Origin of the sequence: Paenibacillus lentus, from assembly GCF_042714055.1 — a bacterium.
GTDB classification, from domain to species: domain Bacteria; phylum Bacillota; class Bacilli; order Paenibacillales; family Paenibacillaceae; genus Fontibacillus; species Fontibacillus lentus_A.
Genome location: NZ_JBHGVC010000004.1, coordinates 1 through 24186 on the forward strand (window position 1 = coordinate 1; position 24186 = coordinate 24186).

The following is a 24186-nucleotide window of genomic DNA, read 5'->3' on the forward strand; positions in this document are numbered from 1 at the left end:
GTGTGTTACCGTTGTTTCAGCGGCAACTCTTATAATATAACACTTGCTGCGAACAATTGCAAGAGTTTTTTAAATTAATTTTTATTCCTTAATTATCAACTCTTCTCAGCTATCGCTGCAGCAAGTCATACTATATCCTATTTCCTATCTAAAAAGCAAGCCTAGGAAAGAACTTCCTCAATATACAAACTAGTATCCTTCACTAAATTCATAATTTCTCCATTGATCGATACCATAGGCCGTGTAGGATGATTGCGATCCGTGAATATAATTTCGCCCGTCTCCCCATTGCTAAGGCGCACTCTCATCCCATTATGGAACTGAGTTACTTTTTCCACGAAGGTTTGTACGATACTCGGATCCAGCTTGCCAAACGCTTCTGTCTTTAACTGCTCCAGAACCAAATATGGCGACCGTGCTTTTCGGTATCTACGATTAAGTGTCATAGCATGGAAAATATCCGCAATCGCTACAATTCTAGCATATACATGTATTTTATCGCCCGTTAGGTGGAATGGGTACCCTGATCCATCCATTTTCTCATGATGCTGCAGCGCTGTTAGACGCACTCCCTCATTGATTGCAGACGTTTTTCGAAGCTGTTGATATCCATAGGTCGTATGCATACGCATTTCTTCGACTTCGCTCTCAGAGAGAGGATTAGGATTATATAAAATCAACGGATCAATCCTCGTATTCCCAATGTCGTGCAGCAGACCGGCAAAAGCGACCTGCATCCAATCCTTTTGCGGCAGGCCGTGCCATTGGGCAAGTAAATAAGATGTCATCGAGGAGAGGATGGCATTGTGGTACAGGTAATCATACTCATTCATATTCCGCGGCGTAAACGTCAATACTTTATAATGCTTCATTTGATGGATCAAAGCTTCTAACTGACGACGAAGCTCATATATTGGAAGCTCGGCCGCCAATACGGATTGAAAAGCACTTTTCGTCAAATGAAGCATTCGGTCGTACTCTTCATGAAGCGCACTGATTGGCAAATGCTCCACCTCTGGAGCTGATGCTGCGGCTGTATCCGTTTTTCCCGTCATCGGTGCAGAAGAAGTGGAATTAAAATCATCCTTCGTAATCTGGACAGACTCTTCAACTTCTACAGCCGAAATCAAAAAAGCGCGTAAAATATCCAAATCCCTCGGCAACAGCACCTTCCCCTTTTGCAATATTAAACCACCTAAGGGACTGTATACGTTGGTAGCAATTTTTAACCCAGGCTTGAGTTCTGTCACAGGGATCTTATTCATTACATTCTCTCCTCAACTCTCTACTTTTAGGGCGTACTCCCTATGCACTCCATAAGAACTGCCGATAATTAGTACTATTGTCATTATAGTATGACTGTGTTGACCCAACAATCTCCTTTTAATAAATGGAGTCTTGAAATGTTAAAGATTCTCATTTATCTGGGAACAAATAATAGGCTTCATCGTCTAATCAACAATAGAGCAAATCGGCATATTCCATCAAATATGTCTTTGCCCGCAAAGGGAATGTGGAAGCTCGACGCTTATGTTGGAGATCATTTGTTTGGAACCATCTTTGTACAAGTACATGAAAGTTAAAAATACGCTTTTAAAAATAGCAAAAAAGCGGCCCCTATAAATCGGGCGCCGCTTTCTTTATCACTACTTTTTCGCATGCCGTGATACTTAATTACTCTTCGGACGAATCATTCTCGACATCTGAATCTGCATTGGCCTCACCAGACTCTTCTTGATGCTCGGTATCGACCGCTTCCTGGCTTAGCGTTCCTTCGAGACTCTCGCCGTTCTCCGCATCCTCGTGCTCCGGATCTTCGCTCTTATCTGAGCGGCAAACCGTAGCTACGGCATCATCTTCGCGAATATTAATCAGCTTTACACCCTGCGTGTTACGACCCATGGTTGAAATTCCTTCCATGCTCGTACGGATGAGTGTGCCGCTGCTTGTAATAATCATCAAATCCTCTTCATCTTTGACGACCTTCAGACCAACGACAGGGCCGTTCTTCTCCGTTACATTGATCGTCTTGATCCCTTTACCTCCACGGCTCTGGATTCGGTACTCGGAGACAGGTGTACGTTTACCGTAGCCTCTCGTGGTCACGATAAGAATATCCTGATCAGGCACGATAACGTCCATCCCGATCAGTTCATCATGCTCATCGAGCGTTATCCCCTTAACTCCGGTAGCTGCTCTACCCATAGAACGAACATCGCTTTCCGGGAAGCGGATGGACATCCCTTGAGCCGTACCCATGATCAGCTCTTGCTCGCCATCCGTTAATCTTACATCAATCAGCGTATCATCTTCCCGTAAATTCACGGCGATCAGTCCGCCTTTACGAATATTGATGTAATCCTCCAGCGGCGTTTTCTTCACGATACCTTGGCGTGTCGCGAAGAACAGATATTTATCCTCATCGAACTTCTCTACCGGAATAACTGCGTTAACGGTTTCCCCTTGCTCGATTTGAATTAGGTTAATAATCGGCGTACCGCGTGCCGTCCGGCCAAGCTCTGGAATTTCGTAGGCTTTCAGGCGATACGCTTTGCCTCGATCCGTAAAGAACATCAAATAATGGTGAGTATTCGTTACGAATAGATGCTCCACGAAGTCGTTATCTTTCGTATCCATACCTACGACCCCGCGTCCACCACGCTTCTGACTGCGATAGGTGGTCACTGGCAGACGTTTTATATAGCCGGTGTGCGTAATCGTAATGACGACTTCCTCTTGTGGAATCAAGTCCTCATCGAGAATGCTCTCCTCACCGATCGTGATTTCCGTACGGCGTGGATCTGCAAAACGCTCGCGAATCTCCTGAAGCTCATCACTGATAATTTGCAGAACGAGCTCTTCATTGGCGAGAATCTCGCGATATTCGGCAATTTTGATAAGCAGCTCATTGTACTCGTCCTCGATCTTCTCGCGTTCCAAGCCTGTCAGGCGTTGAAGACGCATATCGAGAATGGCTTGCGATTGCTCCTGACTCAGCCCGAACCGCTCCATTAGCCCTGTACGGGCGATTTCCGTCGTTCGCGACCCGCGAATAAGGGCAATGACCTCATCCAGATTATCCAGGGCAATACGCAAGCCTTCCAAAATATGAGCACGTGCTTCTGCCTTCTTGAGCTCAAATTCTGTCCGGCGACGAATAACTTCTACCTGGTGCTGCAAATAATGATGAAGAACTTCCTTAAGCGTCAGAATCTTCGGTTCATTGTTTACAATCGCAAGCATGTTAATGCCAAAAGTACTCTGCAAGGACGTATGCTTATATAAATTGTTCAGCACGACATTCGGATTGACGTCACGACGCAGTTCAATTACTACGCGCATACCGTTACGATCGGACTCATCCCGCAAATCGGTAATGCCGTCAATCCTCTTCTCGCGAACGAGCTCAGCAATTTTCTCGACCAGTCGAGCTTTATTAACTTGATACGGAAGCTCGTCCACGATAATGCGTGCTTTATTATTATTCTCTTCAATCGTGGTTCTGGCTCGCATTGTGACAGAGCCCCGACCTGTAGTGTATGCCTGACGAATGCCAGAGCGTCCCAAAATATAACCTGCGGTCGGAAAATCCGGACCTTGAATATAATCCATCAACTCGAGCGAATCGATATCGGGATTGGCAATCATCGCTTGAACCCCATCGATAACTTCACCTAAGTTATGCGGTGGAATATTCGTCGCCATACCAACTGCGATTCCGGATACGCCGTTAACGAGCAGGTTCGGATATCGCGCCGGAAGCACAACAGGTTCGTGCTCCTCTCCGTCATAGTTCGGCATGAAATCGATGGTTTCTTTATTGATATCGCGCAGCATCTCCATCGCAATCTTAGACAAACGCGCTTCCGTGTATCGCATTGCCGCGGCAAAGTCACCGTCTATAGAACCGAAGTTGCCGTGGCCTTCCACAAGCATATAACGCATAGAGAAATCCTGAGCCATACGAACCATCGTTTCATATACCGCCGAATCCCCGTGCGGATGATATTTACCGATAACTTCGCCGACGATTCTGGCCGATTTCTTATACGGCTTATCGGGATACATACCAAGCTCGGACATCGCATACAAAATACGGCGATGCACCGGCTTCAAACCATCCCTCACATCTGGCAGAGCACGGCTGACAATAATGCTCATCGCATAATCCATAAAGGATTCGCGCATTTCCACATTAATGTCCCGATCTACGATTTGCGAAAATTTTTCTTCCGCCATGCTGGACCTCCTTCAAATTCTATCCAAATGCCTATGTTCGGGAAAACCTTGAAAAAACCGGTAAGCCACTAGTACCTATTATATTACTTTCACAAATTAAGCACAATTAAACGTATTTGATTTCCCGGTTATCTTCCCAAGTAAGGCACCTTAAAAAAATGGGGATGTGTCCACTCCCATTATTACTTCCGCTCATATACTACGGATATAGGCATTTTCTTTACACGCCAATGAACTAACAAGATTCCCACATCACATAATTATATCATTTTTTATCACTTCTGTCCTATGTTTTCATCCTTGAAGAAAATGTACAACAACTACTCAGGAAAGGAAGGAACATGACTTGGCGATTCAGCGAGTTGCAAGCAAATGGGAGAAAACCAAAGCTTTGAACAAAAGAGAACATATTACGCCGTATATTCCCGACACCCGCCAATATTCCCTTGCTCAGCTGCAAGACATGTTAGGCACATATGAAATGATATACATTAAGCCTGACTGCGGTACTTACGGCATAGGCGTAATGTGCGTCGAGATATTGAGAGACGAAATTAACGAAAACACCGCCCCCCAATTTAATTTGAAATTCGGAACCGAAAGTGAAATCCATCCAAATATAGAAGAACTTCATAAATCTATCAAGGAAAAGATCGGTGCAAAGACGTATTTAATTCAAAAGGGGATTTCATTGTTGACCTACAGGCGCCGAAAATTCGATATCCGTGCTCTTGTGCAAAAAACGCCTCATAACACCTGGGAAACCACCGCTTTCATAGGCCGGGTAGCTGCACCGCAAAAAATCGTAACCAATCATCACAGCGGAGGAACGGTTCAACCGATCGAGGAATTGTTAGGGTTCCATTTAACCCCCTCGCAGTTCTCCAGTTTATACAAAGAAATGAAAAACATCGGCGTTCAAGTAGCCTCGCAGCTATCGCGGAAATATCCCCGGCTCAAGGAAATCGGCCTCGACCTGGCAATCGACGAGCAGCACCGCATCTGGATCCTCGAGGTCAATACGAAGCCCGCTCTCTTCCCCTTCAAATGGTTACAGGACAAAAGCATTTATAAAAAGGTTCGCCGATACGCAGTTGCATACGGAAGGCTGAAACCCGCAAAATAGTACAAAAATGCAGTGATACTAGGCTTTTACAGCGGTATTGTTCTGGCTAATTATAGACCGAGCAAACGGTAGAGGTTATTTTATCCGTTCGCGATCCTTGCAAAAACAAAAAGAGTGCTGTCCCGTAAGACAGTACTCTTCACTTCCTAAATACATCAAAATCCAAATTTAAATATCCAAATTCGTTACGTATTTAGCATGCTCATTAATGAAATCACGACGTGGTTCAACGTTGTCGCCCATCAGCGTATCGAAGATGGCATCGGCCTGAATCGCATCGGAAATGGATACCTGCTGCATTGTACGGCTCTCGGGATCCATCGTTGTCTCCCAAAGCTGCTCAGCGTTCATCTCGCCAAGACCTTTATAGCGCTGCACGTTGACTTTGGCATTCTCTCCAAACTCAGCGATGATTTCATCGCGCTCTTGTTCCGAGCCGGCATAGCGTATGGTTTTGTTGCGCTCGATTTTGAAAAGCGGCGGCTGTGCGATATAAATATAACCAGCCTCAATCAGCTTCCGCATGTAGCGGAAGAAGAACGTTAGGAGCAGCGTACGGATATGCGCACCGTCAACGTCCGCATCCGTCATGATGATAACTTTGTGATAACGGGCCTTGGTAAGATCGAACTCTTCGCCGATCCCCGTCCCTAGCGCCGTAACAATCGCCCGAATTTCCGCATTGCCGAGAATGCGATCCAATCGGGCCTTCTCTACGTTAAGGATTTTACCGCGCAGCGGCAGAATCGCTTGGAAATGCCGATCCCGTCCCTGCTTGGCCGACCCGCCCGCGGAGTCCCCTTCGACAATATACAGCTCACTGATCGAAGCATCTTTAGAGGAGCAGTCAGCCAGTTTCCCTGGCAGTGCGCTGACCTCTAAGGCACTCTTCCGGCGCGTCAGCTCACGAGCCTTCCGGGCAGCCTCCCGCGCCCTTGAAGCCTGCAGCGCCTTCTCCAGAACTCGGCGTGATACCGCCGGATTCTCCTCCATAAACTCCTGCAGTTTCTCTGCAAACAACGATTCAACGATACCGCGAACTTCACTGTTGCCAAGCTTTGTCTTCGTTTGGCCTTCAAACTGCGGCTCAGGGATTTTCACGGAAATGATCGCTGTCAATCCTTCACGCACGTCATCGCCGGTCAAGTTAGAATCGTTATCTTTGATCATATTATTCTTGCGGGCATAATCATTAATAATCCGGGTCAAGGCACTCTTAAATCCGGATTCATGCGTTCCGCCTTCATGCGTATTGATGTTGTTTGCAAAAGAATGGATATTCTCCGTGTAGCTGTCGTTATACTGCAGCGCTACCTCTACCACGATCATATCCCGTTGTCCTTCGACGTAGATTGGCTCTTCATGAAGGACTTCTCTGTTCTGGTTCAAATATTTTACATATTCGATAATACCGCCCTCGTAGTGGAAACTCTCGGATTGCCCTGTCCGTTCATCCGTTAAAGACAAGTTAATGCCCTTGTTCAAGAAGGCCAGCTCACGAATCCGGGTCAGCAAAATATTGTAGTCGTATACCGTAGTTTCCGTGAACACTTCTGAATCCGGATAAAAGGTTGTCTTTGTGCCAGTAAGCTCTCCTGCTTCTCCAACGATGCGAAGATCATACTGGGGCACGCCGCGATGATACTCCTGCATGTATACATGTCCATCCCGCCGTACTTGTACGATCATCTTTGATGAAAGGGCATTAACGACAGATACGCCAACGCCGTGCAGACCGCCGGATACCTTATAGCCTCCACCGCCGAACTTTCCACCGGCATGGAGGACGGTCATAACGACTTCGAGCGTAGAGCGCTTCATTTTGGGATGCTCGCCAACAGGGATACCGCGCCCGTTGTCCGTAACGGTTATGCTGTTATCCTGATGGATCGTTACATCGATTGTATCGGCATAACCGGCAAGCGCTTCGTCAATACTATTGTCCACGACTTCCCACACCAAATGATGCAGTCCCCGGGAACTGGTTGAACCAATATACATACCGGGCCGCTTACGAACGGCCTCCAGGCCTTCAAGCACCTGTATCTGACTCTCGTCATACGATTGTTCGTTCATCGACATGCCTTCATTCACCTACTTCTATAGATTCAAATCCCCGTTTTGCGGGGCAGTTAGATTGCAAGGGATATGTTTGCTTTCTTCTTGAGGGTTGCGGAAGAAATCGGCGAATAGTATACCTTGGTTTTCGTTACTACGATTGACTTAGCTTCTTCCTCTCCGATGCGCTGTACGTTTTTCTCCTTGATCGCGTGGCTAACGAACTGCTTGGAGATCTTCGATGATTTCTCAATCGAAATATCGAAAATAGCAACCAGTTCAGAAGAGAATATGACCTTCTCACCACCTAAGTGAATGTACATCTCTTTCCTCCACTCATTATGAATTGACTTGTCCTTCATGCACATGAAAAATGCTGGCGTCCTGCAGCCGATTCGCATTGATGCTCTCAATGCCTGTTGCCGTAATGAACGTCTGCACTTTGCTTTGAAAAGTCTCGATCAATTGAGTTTGGCGATATGGATCAAGTTCTGATAGCACATCATCCAGCAGAAGAATCGGATATTCCCCAATCTCCTCATGAATCAGCTCAATCTCGGCTAGTTTAAGCGATAATGCCGTCGTCCTTTGCTGTCCCTGGGAACCGTACACCTGGGCTTCATTTCCGTTAATATGAAAAGCCAAATCATCGCGGTGCGGCCCGGAAAGCGTCATGCCACGGCGGATTTCCTGATCTTTCATTTGTGATAACTTTATCATAAATTGCTCCATTAGGACAGCTTCATCTTCTTCCTCGGCCTTTCCGAAGGAAGGTAGATAGGATAATTCCAGCTTTTCTAGGCCCCCCGTAATGCCCTCATGAATCTGTTCCGCCCATTTTTGCAGCTTTCTTATAAATTGTTTCCTTCTTTTGATAATTTTAACACCATGCTCCGCCAGCTGCTCATTCCAAATCTCCAGCATGGTTCCCATTTCAGGGCCTGCTCCATAGGCCTGCTTCAACAGATTATTTCTCTGTACTAGCACCTTCTGGTACTGCTGGAGATGGAACAAATAGCTTGGCTGAACCTGGCCGATTTCCATATCAAGAAAGCGTCTGCGAATTCCTGGCGTTCCCTTGACGATTTCCAAATCCTCCGGAGCGAACATGACCACGTTCAGGGCACCGATGAAATCGCTTAGCTTCCGCTGCTCCAAGCTGTTTATTTTGGCTCTTTTCCCCTGCTGGGATAGACGAAGCTCCAAATTCACTGTACCGTACTTCTTCTCTACTTCCGCTCCGATAACCGCATGATCACTACCGAAAGCGATGAGCTCTTTATCCTTTGCCGTACGGTGTGATTTCGTCAATGCAAGCACAAAGAGAGACTCCAGCAAATTGGTCTTTCCCTGCGCATTACGGCCGATCAGCAAATTGACATTACCGAAATTGTTCAGCGCCAATGTCTCGTAATTCCGGTAATGCTCCAATCGTAAATGATTTACATACATGCGGTCTTCAGCCCCCTTCTTTCCCGCTGCTCCAACATGATCGTAAATTGGCGAGCAGTTAAGGGACTTTATTGCTTAGCAACCTGAAAAGCGCCGCATCCTTCCACGTCAACGGTATCCCCGGGATACAGCTTCCGACCCCGGCGTTCCTCCAGCTCACCGTTGACCTTTACGGCTTCATCCTGCAAGAGTGCTTTGGCCATGCCTCCCGTGGGTACGCAATCGGCCAGCTTCAAAAATTGATCCAGCTTAATGTATTCGGTCGATATGGCGACTGTCTTCATCTAGGTTCTTCCTTTCTCCTTATCGTAATTGCGGCGCGTCTAATAGCGCCTCATCACGATTAATTCGTTGTGCGGTAAGGGAGGATGAGATACAGGCTTTGGCTGTCATCCAACGGTTTGATAATAATTGGGCTCATCGCGCCCGTAAAACCGATATGCAGCTGCTGGCTTTCGACGACCTTCAGCACATCAAGCATGTATTTGGAGTTAAACGAAATTCGCAGCGGATCCCCCTCGAATTTAGCGACTTCCAGCTGCTCCGTAACTTTGCCGAGCTCCGACGAGCTTGAGGAAATTTCAATCGTTCCGTCATCCATCGTTTGCAAGCGGACAATATTCGTTTTTTCTTCGCGGGACAGCAAATAGGCCCGGTCAATGGAATCGCTCAATTTCTTCGTATCCAGAACGAGTTCTGTTTTATAAGTTGTCGGAATAATCTTGGAAGTATCCGGGTAAGTACCGTCCAATATACGAGAATAAAACAGGATGCGGTCGATTTTGAACAACACTTGATTGTCTGCAACGACAATTTCAATCATTGTATTTTGATCAGGAATAATTTTGCTCAGCTCGTTCAGTGTCTTCCCTGAAATAACAATGTTGCTGAACCGTATATCAGCAGCATCGTCTAATACGGCTGTTCGGCTGGCCAGACGATGGCGGTCGGTAGCGACGAATTTGAATTGGCTATCACTCAGATTCCATAGTATTCCCGTTAAAATAGGCGATGTTTCATTGGTAGATATGGAGAATGCCGTTTGTTTGATCATATTTTTGAGAAGATCACCGGGAATCATAATAATCTGATCTTCTTCAATGCTAGGAAGAACAGGAAATTCCTCTGGATCGAGTCCCACCATTTGAATATCCGTTGAGCCGGAGCGGATTAATGTTTGGAAACCCTCTTTAACCTCCATCTCGATCTCCTGGGAAGGAAGCTTCTTAATAATTTCCACGAAAAATTTAGCCGGCAGAACGACGCTGCCCGGACGTTCAATTTGAACGATTTGTTTATCATGATCTTCGGCCGGAATAAATGCTTGAATCGAGATATCCGTGTCGCTTGCGGTCAAAGTCATGCCTTGAAAATTTACCTCCAGTTTAATGCCTGTCAATATGGGAATCGTTGTCCGGCTGGAAATTGCCTTGGAAACGTGTTGAATCGATTCATTTAATTCGTGCTTAAGAATACGGATTTTCATAATTTCAACTCCTAAAAAATTTTATGCAGCCTGTATTCATAAAACTTGTCTCTAAAGCATACATTTCAATAATATCGTCCAAAAGCCCGCAAGTATTTGGCAGTTAGGTATTTGATTTGTATACTCGCGGCTTGAGCCGCTTATATGATGATATATCTTTTAAATATATATAGAAGAAGTAGTAGGGGCACTGAATATGTGGATAACACCCGTAATTATATGAAATGAAGCCTATCCACATGTGCATAGAATGTGCATAGGCTCAAAGCTTATTCAGGATAAGTTTTTAATTTTTTCGATCAGGTTATTCACAATTTTGTATAGCTCCTGGTCGTTCTTCAAGGCTTGGGATATTTTGTCATGCGCATGGATGACGGTCGTATGGTCGCGGCCGCCAAAGGCGTCTCCGATTTTCGGCAGCGAGAAATCTGTCAGCTCCCGCGATAGATACATCGCGATTTGCCTCGGAAAAGCGATGGCTTTTGTTCGTTTTCGCGCCTTGAAATCTTCGATTTTCAAATTATAGTATTCGCCGACTTTTTGCTGAATATCTTGAATGGTGATCATTTTGGGACGACTGGATGGGATGATGTCTTTCAATGCTTCAGCGGCCAGATGGGTAGTCACATCCTGGTTGATCAGGGAAGAGTAGGCCACGACTCGTATTAATGCTCCTTCAAGCTCCCGGATGTTCGTATCGATTTGATTCGCGATATACATCATGGCTTCGTTCGGTATATCCAAATTCTCAGCCTTCGCTTTTTTGCGTAAAATTGCGATCCGGGTCTCCAGATCAGGCGGCTGGATATCGGTAATTAATCCCCATTCGAACCGCGATCTCAGCCGTTCCTCCAGCGTCGGAATTTCCTTCGGCGGCCGGTCACTGGAAATAATAATTTGCTTACGTTCTTCATGAAGGGCATTGAAGGTATGGAAAAATTCCTCTTGCGTGGATTCTTTACCCGCCAAAAATTGAATGTCATCAATAAGCAAAATATCAATATTCCGGTATTTGTTGCGGAAACTCTCCGCCCTGTTGTCTCGGATCGAGTTGATGAATTCATTCGTGAATTTCTCGGAGGAGATATATACCACCTTGCTGCTTGGACTATGCTCCAAAATATAATGGCCGATGGCATGCATAAGGTGGGTTTTGCCTAAACCAACGCCGCCGTATAGAAATAGCGGGTTATAAGCTCGGGCCGGCGCTTCAGCAACAGCAAGGGAAGCGGCATGGGCGAAACGGTTGCCGGATCCGATAACAAACGTATCGAACGTATATTTCGGATTCAGCATATGGGAAACGCTTTCCTCCATTGCGACCGGTGCGGGCGTCTCTTTTTGCTTCTGGGTTTGCTCGGCTGGAGCGGATTCCTCGATGACAAAGGAGACATCGACCTGCTTATCGAGATATTCGTATACGGTTGTTGCTACCAGCTTGGTATATCGGCTTTCCAGCCATTCCACAGCAAAGGTAGTGGGGGCGGAAATGACGATCGATTCATCGGTGAGAGACACCACCTTTGTTGCCTTGAACCAGGTGTCGAAGCTCGGTTTACTCAGCTTGGTATTAATGATGGATAAGATATGCTGCCATATTTCGGAGGTATGGCTGTCCACAGACTGTCACTCCTTTTAAATCTCACATTGTGGCTTGAGCCATGCAGAACGAGTCGAAAAAAAGCATAAATAAAGGGGACTGTTATCCCCATTAGTAAGAAGGTTATAATAATTATAAACGTGGATAATTTAAAATTGTTCACAATGTTATCCACAGACTGTTGATAATTATGTTGTTAACATCTAGATATTCACAACAAAAGCAATCTAATCATAGCAAAATAAGCCTTGTATTTCAATGATCCGCACCAAATTATCCACAAATTCAATAACTTGTGTATAATTTTAATTCACACCACTACATATTGTTTATAAATTGTTTAGTATTCGACATAATGAGTGAATTATCGTCAAAAATTATGCACAGGTTGTTAAATAAAAGGTTGGAATTTGTGGAATGATTTTCTCGCGAGGCTTTTGTGAATAACTTTGAAGTGCGGCTATTTGGCATAATTGTTGGAAAAATAAAAAGGGAATAAGCAGGGGACGAACTCCCGTACTTATTCCCTTTTTGCGTCGATAGACGTTTTATAGTTATTTTTCTGACAGACCCGGCTTGATCTTCCTTTGAAAACGGGCAATCGCCTCGTAATCCTCCTCCAGTTTACGCGAAATGCGGATATAGATCGGCAGCAGTTCCTTGTAGATCGCTGCATGATCTTGACGAGGAGTATGTTCATGCGTACCACCGATCATTTCTTTCACGACATCGAAAGAATCGATTTTGCCGAGAGCATATAAGCCCAAAATTACGGCGCCCAGGCAGGAGCTTTCGATGCTTTCCGGAATGATGACCTTCTGGTCGAAAATATCTGCCATCATTTGACGCCATAATGGAGAGCGGGCGAAGCCGCCGGTAGCCTGGATTTTACGCGGTTGGCCGATTTGTTCCTCCATGGCGAGCAGAACCGTATACAAGTTATAAATGACGCCTTCTAATACAGCGCGGATCATATGCTCTTTCTGATGGTTAAGCGTAAGTCCGAAGAATGAGCCCCGAGCGTTCGAATTCCAGAGAGGAGCCCGTTCGCCGGATAAAAAGGGGTGGAACAGCAGTCCATCCGACCCCGGATTGACGCGTTCGGCAATTTTCGTCAGTACATCATAAGGACTGATGCCAAGCCGATTGGCCGTCTCGATTTCCGAGGCCGCAAATTGATCGCGTACCCAGCGAAAAATAACACCGCCATTATTGACAGCACCGCCGATGACCCAATGCTTGTCGGTCAGCGCGTAGCAGAAAATCCGGCCTTTGGGATCAAAGACGGGCTGATCCACGACAGTACGGATCGCTCCGCTGGTGCCGATCGTTACCGCTACGACACCAGGATCAATCGCGTCGACGCCGAGATTCGACAATACTCCATCGCTTGCGCCGATGACAAACGGGGTAGAAGCGGATATGCCCATTTCTTGCGCATAGGTTTCCGATAGGCCCTGTACAGTATGCGTGGTAGGTACGAGCTCGGACAGGGAATCCGGTGTGATTCCGGCAAGAGCGAGCGCCTCAGGATCCCAATCCAGCTTCCGCAAATCGAGTAATCCCGTAGCCGAAGCGATGGAATAGTCTACGATATATTGTTTAAACAGCTTCTTGAATACGTACTCTTTAATAGAAATAAATTTATCGGCTGCTTGAAATATTTCAGGGAGCTCATGGCGAATCCACATCAGCTTCGTGAGTGGAGACATCGGGTGTACCGGGGTTCCGGTACGCAAATAAATATCATGTCCGCCAAGCTCATTTTTTAACTTTTCAGACCAAGGTTGACTGCGATTATCCGCCCAGGTCAAACATCGCATCAGCGGATTGCCACCCCGATCCATCGGAATAACGCTATGCATCGCCGAGCTGAATGAGATGAACATGATCTGACCGGGAGGGACTTGGCTCATCTCCATGATTTGCTTGACAGCATGGATGACAGCTGCGAATATTTCCTCCGGATCTTGCTCAGCGACGGAAGTTGTCGGGGTATAGAGGGGATATTCCTCATTGCTTGAAGCAACAATCCGGCCGTTTTGCTCGAACAAAACAGCTTTGGTGCTTGTTGTTCCGATATCTACACCGATCATATACAGGGGATGTTCCATACTCATTACCTACCCTCTATTTTTAATAAGCTTGAGGTCGAAAACCTGCTCCGTTATACATTGTATTACTTTAATGAAAAGAAATTTGTTGTTGTATATGCGTTTTCAAAATCATTTTCAGTATCCTAGTGGACAATGGATTAAGAATGAGGCAAGCTGGCCTGCAGAGTACGGCGTGAATCCGCAAAATACTCTTCCACTCCCGATTGGATGATTGACAAGTCCCGGGTTTGCAAGCATTTTAACAGCTTTCGGTGCTTGTTGATGACATATCTGGTTTGTTCCTCGCCGCGAGATAGGACTTCCTTATTCGTAATCAGCATGACCGTCAAGACGATGGGACGGATACTTGCCCATAAATGCATGATTCTCGTATGCTGAGAATCCTGGATCATCGTCTCGTGGAAGCTCAGATCCTGGTAGGTAAAATCCACATGATCCTGGTGCTTGGCAGCGAGCTCCATTTTATCGATAATTTGCTCCATGCGTGATAGAAGATCATTGGGCTTCGTTATATGCGGCTGCTGCCAGGCAAAGCTTTCAATCAGGAAGCGTACGTCGTACAGCTCGATGATATCTTTGAGATGAAGACCTACGACGACGGCTCCCATCCGCTGTAATGTAATAAGGCCTTCGGCGGACAGCGTCTTCAAAGCCTCCCGTACAGGAGAGCGGCTGGTGCCAAAATCGGCAGCGATGCGATTCTCGGACAGGACTTCCCCGGATTTGATCTGGCCTCGTATAATTTGCAGTCGAAGCTGATTCGCGATCGACTCTCCCAACGAGCTTCCTTTTAACCAGGAAGGAGGATACTCCATGATTCATAACTCCTTATCTTAAACAGAAAATTTCCATGATATAGCTGGAATAATTAAATCATAGCATGATTTCCCTTTAGGGGGGAATTATCCCTGCGGCAAGCTGATAAGCTGGGATGCTGCTCTCGTTATGGTTGATCTGCACGGACTACGGCATGTCCGCCGAATTCGTTTCGTAGCGCTGCCACCACTTTTCCATGGAAGGTATCCTGATCGAGGGAACGATAGCGCATAAATAAGGACAAGGCAATCACCGGGGCGCTTGCCTGCAAGTCCAGCGCAGTTTCCACCGTCCATTTGCCCTCGCCGGAAGAGTGCATGATGCCGCGAATATTTTCTAGGACAGGATCTTTGGCAAAAGCTTGCTCCGTAAGCTCCATCAGCCAGCCTCGAATGACGGAGCCGTTCGACCAGACCTTGGCGACTTTTTCATAATCGAATTCGAAATCGCTTTTGTCCAGCAGCTCGAAGCCCTCTGCGATCGCTTGCATCATCCCGTATTCGATCCCGTTATGCACCATTTTGAGAAAATGGCCGCTGCCGGCTTTGCCGGCGTAGAGATAGCCGTTGGGAACTGCGATATCTTTAAAAACCGGTTCGATATGGCGAAAAATCGTTTCGTCGCCGCCGATCATGAAACAGCCCCCATGTTCAGCGCCATCTACTCCGCCAGAGGTTCCGACATCGAAGAAATGAATCCCATGCTGCGACAGCTTGCCGGCAAGGGTGATGGAGTCCTTATAGTGAGAATTTCCTCCGTCAATTACGATATCTCCTTGATCTAATAGGGGAGTTAATGTGGAAATAATGGATTCCAAGGGATCGCCGGCCGGAACCATGATCCAAATTACTCGCGGAGTTTGCAGCGAAGCCACCATTTCCTCTAATCCGGCTGCGGGAATCACTCCATTTTCGGCAGCTTTATGCACGGCCTGTTCATTCACATCGTAGGCCACTACTTCATGCTTATGCTGAAGCAGGTTGAGCACCAGATTATAACCCATTTTTCCTAGACCAATCATGCCAAGTTTCATTATTGTATTGCTCCCTTCCTTAATTGGTATACTTGTATACAACTTGATTCCGATTATACTTCTGGATTGAAGCTGCTGTAAACCTTATTTTGAAATAGTTTTCCACATGTGTATAACTATTATTCCGTTCAAAAGGGAGTATAAACTTGTGGACAAGGGGAAAATGATGTTTTTCGGAGTTGGGGATTGTGCATAAATTAAAATTTTTGATCCAAATTTGATCCAAAAGAAGGTGAAAAAGAAATGCCGGGCCCGGTTGACTTTCCTCCGGGTTTTATGGTTAAATGAAAAAAGGCATTTTCTGTGGATAATGAAAATGGTGAATATAGAAGTTAGTCCTTGTGAGGGGGTGCAATAGATGAAACCGACTTTCAAACCGAATGTGAGCAAACGTAAAAAGGTTCACGGTTTCCGTAAGAGAATGAGCACGAAAAATGGCCGTAAAGTTATAGCTGCTCGTCGTCTAAAAGGCAGAAAAGTACTCAGTGCGTAAATGACTGCGTGAAGACCACTACGGTGGTCTTTTTTTAGAGGCTATGCAACATATGGTTGATTAAGGTTCCCTGCAGTGAACGTTCCGCTTTCTCGTTTCCGTCCCTCGGTTGTGGTACCGCATGATATTAGCCGGAAGTGATTTTGAAGCGCTCTTTTAGCTGCGGGGTTATTTTTGTTATTTCGTGATCCTTTGGCATGTATTTTCAGGTATGCATCTTTGCATCCTTATAATAATGAACGTTATGATTTTCACGTACGTGGAATATGGTTGTTCAAGGAACGGGATACCTAAATTTAATTGAGGTTTACCGTTTTTGGCATTGGTTTATAATACAAAGAAAGTGAAGCCCTGCATTGTCTGTTGTATCGCGGGGTTTCGAGTCAAGGAGATTATCGTGCACAAGAAGCTACGATTAAGGAACCGGGCTGACTTTAGCCGAGTTTATCGCTTCGGCAAGTCTTTTGCGAACCGGCAGCTTGTCGTCTATTGGTCCAACAAGCCGGACATTGAACGATTTCGGCTAGGCGTCTCGGCCAGCAAGAAAATTGGCAATGCCGTCGTCCGCAACCGGATGCGCCGGATGATCAAAGAGATTGTTAGGCTGCATGAGGCTAAGATCAGGGATCATGTGGACATCATTTTTATCGTGCGAAAAGGCGCAGTCGGGATGGAGTATCAGGAATTGGAGAAAAGCGTGCTTCATGCTCTGCGTAAAGCCTCGCTGCTCAAGCCTTCCAGACCGTAGGGATGCTTGTTTATTTGTCCTTTTAAATATGTTATGATTTACGATGAATGGATAGGTTAAGAGAGGGGTTTTGAAGTGTCGCGTTTTAAGAAGAACAGAAGCAAGTGGCTTCTCCTCATTTTAGCGATCGGTCTTGTTGTCGTGCTTGCCGGTTGCGGACAAGTTACGAATAATGCTACGACAACTGAAAATATGCGTAACAGCGGTTCGTGGTGGACTGCAAATGTCGTTTATTACTTCTCGCTTGCTTTGGATACGTTTGCGGATTGGTTTGGCGGCGAATATGGATTGGCGATTCTCGTTCTTACCATTATTGTTCGTACACTGATTTTACCGCTGACGCTTAAGCAGGTCAAAAGTTCAAAATCGATGCAAGCCATTCAGCCTGAATTAGCGAAGATTAAGGAAAAGTATAAGGACAATCCGGAACTGCAGCAGCAAGAGACGATGAAGCTGTTTCAGGAGAACGGCGTTAATCCGATGGCCGGCTGTTTCCCCTTATTGATTCAAATGCCGGTATTCATCGCACTATATAATTCGATTTACAATAACTCGGCGATTTCTACACATTCATTCTTGTGGCTGCAGCTGGGAGAGCCGGATAAACTGTTTATTTTACCTGTAATTGCGGCGTTGACGACATTTATTCAAACCAAAATGATGTCGAGCATGAACCCTTCAGGCATGCAAGGACCAATGCAGTTCATGATGCTGATCTACCCTGTGCTGATTTTCATCATGGCCTACAATTTCCCTGCAGCACTACCTCTATACTGGGTGTACAGTAACCTATATACGATTGCGCAAAACTATTTCATTTATCGCAAGAAAGATCCTGTCGTGGCTACGGCTGGTGGTAATGGCAGCGGTGGAAGTGGCGGATCTAAGTCGAAAAAGGGCGGTTCCAACTTAAAAGCCGGTCATCCCGGTAAAGGAGCCAAGGAGGCCAAAAAGTCGAAATGAATAAAATTGTGACGTCGGGAAAAACCGTTGAAGAAGCTGTAAAACAAGGATTGGCCAAGCTCGGCACTACCGAGGATAAAGTCGCCGTGAATGTGTTGGAGCAGCCGTCAAAAGGATTCCTGGGGCTGATCGGTGTCAAGGAAGCCAAGGTAGAGTTAACCTTGCTTGAAGAGACCCCTTCAGAACCGCTTCAAGGAAGCCGTTCGAACAATGCTGTTCCTGCAACTTTTAAAGAGGATGAGGTTAGCGACGGACGGGATCCTTACGAGGAGGCGGCGTCATTTGTTCGGGACGTCGGCGAGAACATGGGTCTTCAGGTAAATGTAGAGGTACAGCATAAGAAGGATAATACGGTACTGAACATTTCCGGCAGTGATTTGGGATTACTCATCGGGCGAAGAGGTCAAACTCTGGATGCCCTGCAATATTTGGCGAATATTATCGCTAACCGTTATTCCGATAGCTTCGTTCGTATCGTGCTTGATGCGGAGAATTTCCGGGAACGCCGGAGAAAGACGCTCGAGGATTTGGCCGTCAGGCTTGCTGGCCGGGTGATTCGCACCCGTAAAGAGCTTGCCCTTGAACCGATGTCGCCGCAGGAGCGCAAAGTGATTCATTCCAAACTTCAGGATCACCCGGAGGTTAAGACTTACAGCAAAGGTGAGGAGCCTAACCGGCGCGTAGTAATCGCCCTGAAGCAGAGCAAATGAATGAGGACGCAATGACGTTGTTTCGGCAAATGTCATTGCGTCTGTTTTTTATTATCTCATCCCACCCAAACCCTCCCTTACCGTAAGGGAGGGCTCCCAGGGCTTGCAGCCCTCGGGACACCCGCAAACTAGAGTAACGTTGGAGAAGGAGAGGTGCACCTGCATCGCTGTTCCCTTCGGGAATACGCTTGGGTTTGGTGGTCGGCACGCTTTTCCCCCTTCGGGTATGTCTTACTTTTTGTGCACCCGTGCGACCTGGAAACACGCTGCAGGCACTGCTGCTGTAGACGCACCTGAGGGACGCTAGAGATGGGTGTCGCTTTCGCCCTGGCGGGCACGCTTTACTTAGGTGCCCCCGCGTGTTTAGAAGTAAGGATAGTGGTGGATTCTGCTGAAGAGTGCAAAGAGTCGCTGTCCCTTTGGGATGCGCTTGGCTGTGAGCGGGAATTATAGTGTTTGAATGTGTTTTGGCTCTGGGGTGATGCGTGGGAGCGATAATGCCGGACTGCGTGAGGTTAAGCATAGTAGGTGAAAAGGATTAGCAGAGCAGGCCGTTTGAATTCGGAGAAGCGGCAGCGTTCGCCTTTGTCGGCGGATTATTACCTAGTTGGATTTCATAAAGTCATAATAATCTGGCGACAACAGCGATCGAAGGATCAAACGGAATGCGGCGCGGTTATATTTACACCACAAGTTCTTTTCACACGCCAACCCTGTTACCGTTCTGCTTCCCGAGAAGCAGAGCGAGCATTTTTATTCTATAAATCATGAGGTGAATTAGCCATGTTGAGCGATACAATTGCTGCTATATCAACGGCAGTAGGTGAAAGTGGAATTGCGGTCATCCGGGTTAGCGGGCCGGAGGCGATTGCTGAAGTGGGAGCATTGTTTCGCTCCAGGAAGCCGCTGGCAGAAGTCGAGAGCCATACGGTACACTATGGCTTCATTATAAATCCAAAGACGCAGGAGAAGCTGGAAGAGGTGCTGGTATCGGTGTTCCGGGCTCCTCGTTCGTTCACAACGGAGGATGTCGTCGAAATCAGCACGCATGGCGGAATCATTTCCGTGAAGCGGGTGATGGATCTTCTCCTGCTGCAGCCGAATATTCGCCTGGCGGAGCCGGGGGAATTTACGAAGCGGGCGTTCTTGAACGGGCGGATCGATTTATCGCAGGCGGAAGCGGTCATTGACTTGATCCGCTCAAAGTCGGATCGGGCATTCTCAGTCGCGCTGAAGCAGGTTGAGGGCGATCTGTCGCGAAAAATCACGGCGCTGCGTCATACGCTGGTGGAGACGTTAGCGCATATCGAGGTCAATATCGATTACCCCGAGCATGACGTGGAGTCAATGACGACGCAGTTCATTAAGACGAAATGCACAGAAGTGACCGAGGGTATTGAACAGCTGCTGAAGACGGCGAATCAGGGCAAGATTTTGCGGGAAGGCATTACGACGGCGATTGTTGGGCGGCCGAATGTCGGCAAATCCTCGCTCCTGAATGCTTTGGCCAGAGAGAATAAGGCGATTGTTACCGATATTCCGGGGACGACCCGGGATGTGATTGAGGAATACGTGACGATTAATAATATTCCGCTCAAGCTGCTGGATACGGCCGGAATTCGCGAAACGATTGATGTCGTAGAGCAAATTGGGGTGGAACGCTCAAAGGCTGCGGTGCATGAGGCGGATTTGATTTTACTTGTTCTGAACAATGCTGAGCTGCTGCATGAAGACGAGATTCATTTGATGGAACAGCTCCGAGGGCGGCAGACGATCATACTGTTGAATAAGATTGATTTGCCTTCGCAGCTGAATAGGGAGGTTGTCAGCCGTTATTTCCCGGAGGAAGCCATCGTGGAGCTGTCCGTGAAGACGGAGGAGGGCCTGGATCATTTGGAGGAAGCCATTTCGAAGTTATTTTTCGGAGGACAGCTGGAGTCCGGGGATCTCACTTATGTCAGCAACGTACGGCATATTGCGCTGCTGAATAAGGCTAAGCAATCGCTAGCGGACGCCTATGAGGCTGCGGATATCGGGATTCCGATCGATATTTTGCAAATCGATGTACGGTTAGCTTGGGAGCAGTTGGGCGAGGTGATTGGCGACGCTGCGCCGGATGCGTTGATTGATCAAATTTTCTCCCAATTTTGTCTGGGAAAATAGTTTCTCGCACGTATGACCGAGGTTCATTCATGGTATGATGAAAAAGAACGTTTTGAATAGTTTAATTTTAAAATAAATACAGGTATCTACTATATAATATTGAATTCAAAGGGGGTTTTAGGATGGGATTTGAAGCAGCAGAATACGACGTAATCGTCGTCGGTGCTGGACATGCAGGCAGTGAATCTGCGCTGGCCGCAGCACGTATGGGCTGTAAAACACTGCTGGTGACGATTAACCTGGATATGGTCGCGTTCATGCCGTGCAATCCTTCCATCGGGGGGCCGGCTAAGGGCCATGTCGTAAGAGAAGTGGATGCCATCGGCGGTGAAATGGGCCGTAATATCGATAAAACATTCATCCAAATGCGAATGCTGAACACGGGTAAAGGACCTGCGGTTCATGCGCTTCGCGCACAGGCGGACAAGGTGCTGTACCAGCATACGATGAAGGAAACGCTGGAGAAGCAGGAGAACTTAACGCTGCGTCAAGGGATGGTTGAGGATTTGATCGTGGAGGATGGCCAGTGCGTTGGTGTGGTAACCCAGACAGGAGCCAAGTACCGCGGCAAGGCGGTTGTACTGACGACAGGAACCTATCTGCGCGGCAAAATTATTATGGGTGAGCTGGCTTATGAGAGCGGCCCGAACAATCAGCAGCCTGCCGTTAACCTATCTCATAGCTTGAAAAAGCTTGGCTTCGAGCTCGTCCGCTTCAAGACGGGGACGCCGCCTCGCGTTCATCGCGATTCGATTGATTTTTCTCAGACGGAAATTCAGCCGGGGGATGAGAATCCTAAGTTTTTTTCTTATGAAACGAAAAGCTCGGATAATGAGCAGATGCCATGCTGGCTGACTTATACCTCGGCGGAGACGCATGAAATCATCAATGCGAATTTACATCGCGCACCGATGTTCTCGGGGATTATTGAAGGAACGGGTGCCAGATACTGTCCGTCTATCGAGGACAAAATCGTTCGGTTTAGCGATAAGCCGCAGCATCAGGTTTTTCTGGAGCCGGAAGGAAAGAATACGGCGGAGTATTATGTTCAAGGACTATCGACTAGTATGCCGGAAGAGGTTCAGGAGCAAATCGTTCGCTCGGTTCCCGGATTGCAGAATGCGAAAATTATGCGCAACGGCTATGCGATCGAATATGATGTAATCGTACCGACACAGCTGTGGCCGACGATGGAGACGAAGCTGCTCCCCGGCTTATTTACGGCCGGACAAATTAACGGTACATCCGGATATGAAGAGGCATCGGCTCAAGGGGTTATGGCGGGAATTAACGCGGCTCGCAAGGTGCAGGGCAAAGAAGCCATCGTGCTGGATCGCTCTCAAGGTTATATCGGGGTGCTGATCGACGATTTGGTGACTAAAGGCACGAATGAGCCTTACCGTCTGCTCACCTCGCGCGCAGAATATCGTCTATTGCTTCGCCATGATAACGCTGACCTCAGACTCACTGAAATTGGTTATGACATCGGCCTGATTTCACCGGAGCGCTATGCACAGTTCCTTGATAAGAAGGAGAAGGTGGAGCAGGAGGTGGAGCGTCTTCGAGCAACCAAAGTTCGTCCGGTAGACATCAATCCACTTTTGGAGTCAATCGGCTCAGCGACGATCCAGGATGGCAGTAATTTGCTGGCTATTTTGCGGCGTCCAGAGGTTACCTATGCCCATATCCATCAATTTTCACCAGCTGAAGTTGCTTTGGATGAGGAAATGATGGAGCAGGTCGAAATTCAAGTGAAATACGCCGGATATATCGAAAAACAGCTTCTGCATGTTGAAAAATTGAAAAAAATGGAAAAAAAGAAACTGCCCGAAAATATCAAGTACGAGGATATTCAGGGGCTGGCCATCGAAGCACGTCAGAAGCTAGCCAAAATTCGTCCGCTCTCCATTGGGCAAGCTTCACGGATTTCTGGAGTATCGCCAGCGGATATTTCCATTTTGCTCGTCTATTTGGAACATTATAACCGGGTTACCGCTGCAGGAGGATAAGTGATTGGATCAAATACAATCTGAATTTCAATCATTGCTTCGCGATCATAGCATTGAGGTGAATGCGGAGCAATTAACCCAATTTGAAACGTATTTTAAAGAATTAGTCGCATGGAATGAAAAAATGAATTTGACGGGGATCACCGAGCGTGATCAGGTGTATGTGAAGCATTTCTATGATTCACTTTCCTTGTCTTTTTATGTGAATATGAAAGATGTTCATTCTCTGGCTGATATCGGCTCTGGAGCAGGATTTCCAGGTATTCCATTAAAAATTTGTTTTCCGCATATAAAGCTTACGATCGTAGATTCACTTAATAAGCGAATTCAATTTTTGCAGAATATAGTGGATCAGCTTTCGCTAGATGGCGTTGAACTCATTCATGGTCGGGCAGAAGATGTTGCTCGTAAGCCGCAATATCGCGATCAATTTGATTTAGTGACTGCTCGGGCTGTGGCCCGCATGGCTGTGTTAAATGAATTTTGCCTTCCTTTCGTTAAAGTAGGCGGCGTATTTGCAGCGATGAAGGGGAGCGATCCCCGCGAAGAGGTAGAGGAAGCTGCACGCAGTATGAGGGTGCTTAACGGCAAGCTATCGGACAATCATCACTTCACCTTACCGATGGATTGCTCTGATCGCCATATTATTCTTGTTAAGAAAACTGCCGCGACCCCAAAGGCTTATCCTCGTAAGGCAGGCACGCCTTTAAAATCACCTATTATTTAGTTGTAGAGCAACTGTTTCAATTGCGTATTTGCGATCCTACCAGCCTAATTGTTCCACGTGAAACAAATGGGCTGGGGGATCTCTTATTCATGCCAGAAAATCAGAAAAAATAGCTGAATAAGAGAATAGGATTATAGTGAAAAAAGTGGTAGAATAGATATATCGATCATCATTTGCCCAATGTTAGTTGATTTCTACATTTCGTACAACATTCTATCTATCATTTACTAATCTAGGTCATGAATATTTAATCGTAGAAATTCACCACGAAATACTACCAGACAAGAGATGATTCACCTTGAAAGGTATACATAGGTGATCGATTTTCTCGATGGGACTATTTCAAGATATCAGAATGTAACGCAATCAAAGAGAGCACCCTGATATCGCAAGAAAAACTACCGCTAAAAGCGGTCTGTCTACTTAGAAATTACGTCGAAGGACGT

General features: G+C 46.7%; 19 protein-coding genes. 8 read left to right on the top strand and 11 right to left on the bottom strand.

Annotation, left to right across the window (positions count from 1 at the left end):
- Window positions 1–161 precede the first annotated feature (161 nt).
- Window positions 162–1265, bottom strand: coding sequence for an HD domain-containing phosphohydrolase (locus ACE3MQ_RS09960; protein ID WP_379392477.1), 1104 nt, complete (start codon window positions 1263–1265; stop codon window positions 162–164).
- Between the two features lie 409 nt (window positions 1266–1674).
- A complete protein-coding gene (gene gyrA / locus ACE3MQ_RS09965; RefSeq protein ID WP_379392478.1) occupies window positions 1675–4239 on the bottom strand; it encodes a DNA gyrase subunit A in 2565 nt (854 codons plus the stop codon).
- Between the two features lie 346 nt (window positions 4240–4585).
- Between gyrA and ACE3MQ_RS09970 the strand changes: the two genes are divergently transcribed.
- Window positions 4586–5365: a YheC/YheD family protein gene (locus ACE3MQ_RS09970; protein ID WP_379392479.1), complete on the top strand. Its 780-nt coding sequence runs from the start codon at window positions 4586–4588 to the stop codon at window positions 5363–5365.
- Between the two features lie 168 nt (window positions 5366–5533).
- Here the strand turns inward: ACE3MQ_RS09970 and gyrB are convergent, their stop codons facing one another.
- From gyrB to gnd, 9 genes are all read right to left on the bottom strand, one after another.
- On the bottom strand, window positions 5534–7447 hold the full coding sequence (gyrB, locus tag ACE3MQ_RS09975; RefSeq protein ID WP_379392480.1) for a DNA topoisomerase (ATP-hydrolyzing) subunit B: 1914 nt from the start codon (window positions 7445–7447) through the stop codon (window positions 5534–5536).
- Between the two features lie 50 nt (window positions 7448–7497).
- A complete protein-coding gene (remB, locus tag ACE3MQ_RS09980; protein WP_379392481.1) occupies window positions 7498–7746 on the bottom strand; it encodes an extracellular matrix regulator RemB in 249 nt (82 codons plus the stop codon).
- A 16-nt stretch (window positions 7747–7762) separates the two neighbouring features.
- Complete coding sequence (recF, locus tag ACE3MQ_RS09985; protein ID WP_379392482.1) at window positions 7763–8875, bottom strand: DNA replication/repair protein RecF; 1113 nt, start codon at window positions 8873–8875, stop codon at window positions 7763–7765.
- Window positions 8876–8943: 68 nt separating this feature from the next.
- Window positions 8944–9159, bottom strand: a complete 216-nt coding sequence (gene yaaA, locus ACE3MQ_RS09990) for a S4 domain-containing protein YaaA (RefSeq protein WP_379392483.1) — start codon at window positions 9157–9159, stop codon at window positions 8944–8946.
- A 59-nt stretch (window positions 9160–9218) separates the two neighbouring features.
- Window positions 9219–10361 carry a DNA polymerase III subunit beta gene (dnaN, locus tag ACE3MQ_RS09995; protein WP_379392484.1) on the bottom strand — a complete coding sequence of 381 codons (1143 nt, stop codon included), beginning with the start codon at window positions 10359–10361 and terminating at the stop codon, window positions 9219–9221.
- Between the two features lie 273 nt (window positions 10362–10634).
- Complete coding sequence (dnaA, locus tag ACE3MQ_RS10000; RefSeq protein ID WP_379392485.1) at window positions 10635–11981, bottom strand: chromosomal replication initiator protein DnaA; 1347 nt, start codon at window positions 11979–11981, stop codon at window positions 10635–10637.
- 534 nt (window positions 11982–12515) lie between these two features.
- Window positions 12516–14075 (bottom strand): gluconokinase, encoded by a 1560-nt coding sequence (gene gntK, locus ACE3MQ_RS10005; RefSeq protein WP_379393042.1) that lies wholly within the window; start codon window positions 14073–14075, stop codon window positions 12516–12518.
- Window positions 14076–14215: 140 nt separating this feature from the next.
- Entirely contained in the window at window positions 14216–14893 is a 678-nt protein-coding gene (locus ACE3MQ_RS10010; protein WP_379392486.1) for a GntR family transcriptional regulator, read from the bottom strand.
- Between the two features lie 128 nt (window positions 14894–15021).
- Complete coding sequence (gene gnd, locus ACE3MQ_RS10015) at window positions 15022–15927, bottom strand: phosphogluconate dehydrogenase (NAD(+)-dependent, decarboxylating) (protein ID WP_379392487.1); 906 nt, start codon at window positions 15925–15927, stop codon at window positions 15022–15024.
- 358 nt (window positions 15928–16285) lie between these two features.
- Between gnd and rpmH the strand changes: the two genes are divergently transcribed.
- From rpmH to rsmG, 7 genes are all read left to right on the top strand, one after another.
- Window positions 16286–16420 carry a 50S ribosomal protein L34 gene (gene rpmH / locus ACE3MQ_RS10020; protein ID WP_110930560.1) on the top strand — a complete coding sequence of 45 codons (135 nt, stop codon included), beginning with the start codon at window positions 16286–16288 and terminating at the stop codon, window positions 16418–16420.
- A gap of 397 nt (window positions 16421–16817) precedes the next feature.
- Complete coding sequence (rnpA, locus tag ACE3MQ_RS10025) at window positions 16818–17168, top strand: ribonuclease P protein component (RefSeq protein ID WP_110930561.1); 351 nt, start codon at window positions 16818–16820, stop codon at window positions 17166–17168.
- A gap of 75 nt (window positions 17169–17243) precedes the next feature.
- Window positions 17244–18131, top strand: a complete 888-nt coding sequence (locus tag ACE3MQ_RS10030; RefSeq protein WP_379392488.1) for a YidC/Oxa1 family membrane protein insertase — start codon at window positions 17244–17246, stop codon at window positions 18129–18131.
- Window positions 18128–18841 carry an RNA-binding cell elongation regulator Jag/EloR gene (gene jag / locus ACE3MQ_RS10035; RefSeq protein ID WP_379392489.1) on the top strand — a complete coding sequence of 238 codons (714 nt, stop codon included), beginning with the start codon at window positions 18128–18130 and terminating at the stop codon, window positions 18839–18841. The genes ACE3MQ_RS10030 and jag overlap by 4 nt, the downstream gene beginning before the upstream one ends.
- A 783-nt stretch (window positions 18842–19624) precedes the next feature.
- Complete coding sequence (gene mnmE, locus ACE3MQ_RS10040) at window positions 19625–21004, top strand: tRNA uridine-5-carboxymethylaminomethyl(34) synthesis GTPase MnmE (RefSeq protein ID WP_379392490.1); 1380 nt, start codon at window positions 19625–19627, stop codon at window positions 21002–21004.
- Between the two features lie 122 nt (window positions 21005–21126).
- A complete protein-coding gene (gene mnmG, locus ACE3MQ_RS10045) occupies window positions 21127–23013 on the top strand; it encodes a tRNA uridine-5-carboxymethylaminomethyl(34) synthesis enzyme MnmG (protein WP_379392491.1) in 1887 nt (628 codons plus the stop codon).
- Window positions 23014–23017: 4 nt separating this feature from the next.
- The gene (rsmG, locus tag ACE3MQ_RS10050; protein ID WP_379392492.1) at window positions 23018–23740 is read left to right on the top strand and encodes a 16S rRNA (guanine(527)-N(7))-methyltransferase RsmG; all 723 of its coding nucleotides are present in this window, start codon (window positions 23018–23020) and stop codon (window positions 23738–23740) included.
- Window positions 23741–24186 lie beyond the last annotated feature (446 nt).

Bases quoted from the DNA above. Each gene is read 5' to 3' on its own strand.
- ACE3MQ_RS09960 (WP_379392477.1), bottom strand. From the start codon at position 1,265: ATGAATAAGATCCCTGTGACAGAACTCAAGCCTGGGTTAAAAATTGCT.
- gyrA (WP_379392478.1), bottom strand. From the start codon at position 4,239: ATGGCGGAAGAAAAATTTTCGCAAATCGTAGATCGGGACATTAATGTG.
- gyrB (WP_379392480.1), bottom strand. From the start codon at position 7,447: ATGTCGATGAACGAACAATCGTATGACGAGAGTCAGATACAGGTGCTT.
- remB (WP_379392481.1), bottom strand. From the start codon at position 7,746: ATGTACATTCACTTAGGTGGTGAGAAGGTCATATTCTCTTCTGAACTG.
- recF (WP_379392482.1), bottom strand. From the start codon at position 8,875: ATGTATGTAAATCATTTACGATTGGAGCATTACCGGAATTACGAGACA.
- yaaA (WP_379392483.1), bottom strand. From the start codon at position 9,159: ATGAAGACAGTCGCCATATCGACCGAATACATTAAGCTGGATCAATTT.
- dnaN (WP_379392484.1), bottom strand. From the start codon at position 10,361: ATGAAAATCCGTATTCTTAAGCACGAATTAAATGAATCGATTCAACAC.
- gntK (WP_379393042.1), bottom strand. From the start codon at position 14,075: ATGGAACATCCCCTGTATATGATCGGTGTAGATATCGGAACAACAAGC.
- ACE3MQ_RS10010 (WP_379392486.1), bottom strand. From the start codon at position 14,893: ATGGAGTATCCTCCTTCCTGGTTAAAAGGAAGCTCGTTGGGAGAGTCG.
- gnd (WP_379392487.1), bottom strand. From the start codon at position 15,927: ATGAAACTTGGCATGATTGGTCTAGGAAAAATGGGTTATAATCTGGTG.
- rpmH (WP_110930560.1), top strand. From the start codon at position 16,286: ATGAAACCGACTTTCAAACCGAATGTGAGCAAACGTAAAAAGGTTCAC.
- jag (WP_379392489.1), top strand. From the start codon at position 18,128: ATGAATAAAATTGTGACGTCGGGAAAAACCGTTGAAGAAGCTGTAAAA.
- mnmE (WP_379392490.1), top strand. From the start codon at position 19,625: ATGTTGAGCGATACAATTGCTGCTATATCAACGGCAGTAGGTGAAAGT.
- mnmG (WP_379392491.1), top strand. From the start codon at position 21,127: ATGGGATTTGAAGCAGCAGAATACGACGTAATCGTCGTCGGTGCTGGA.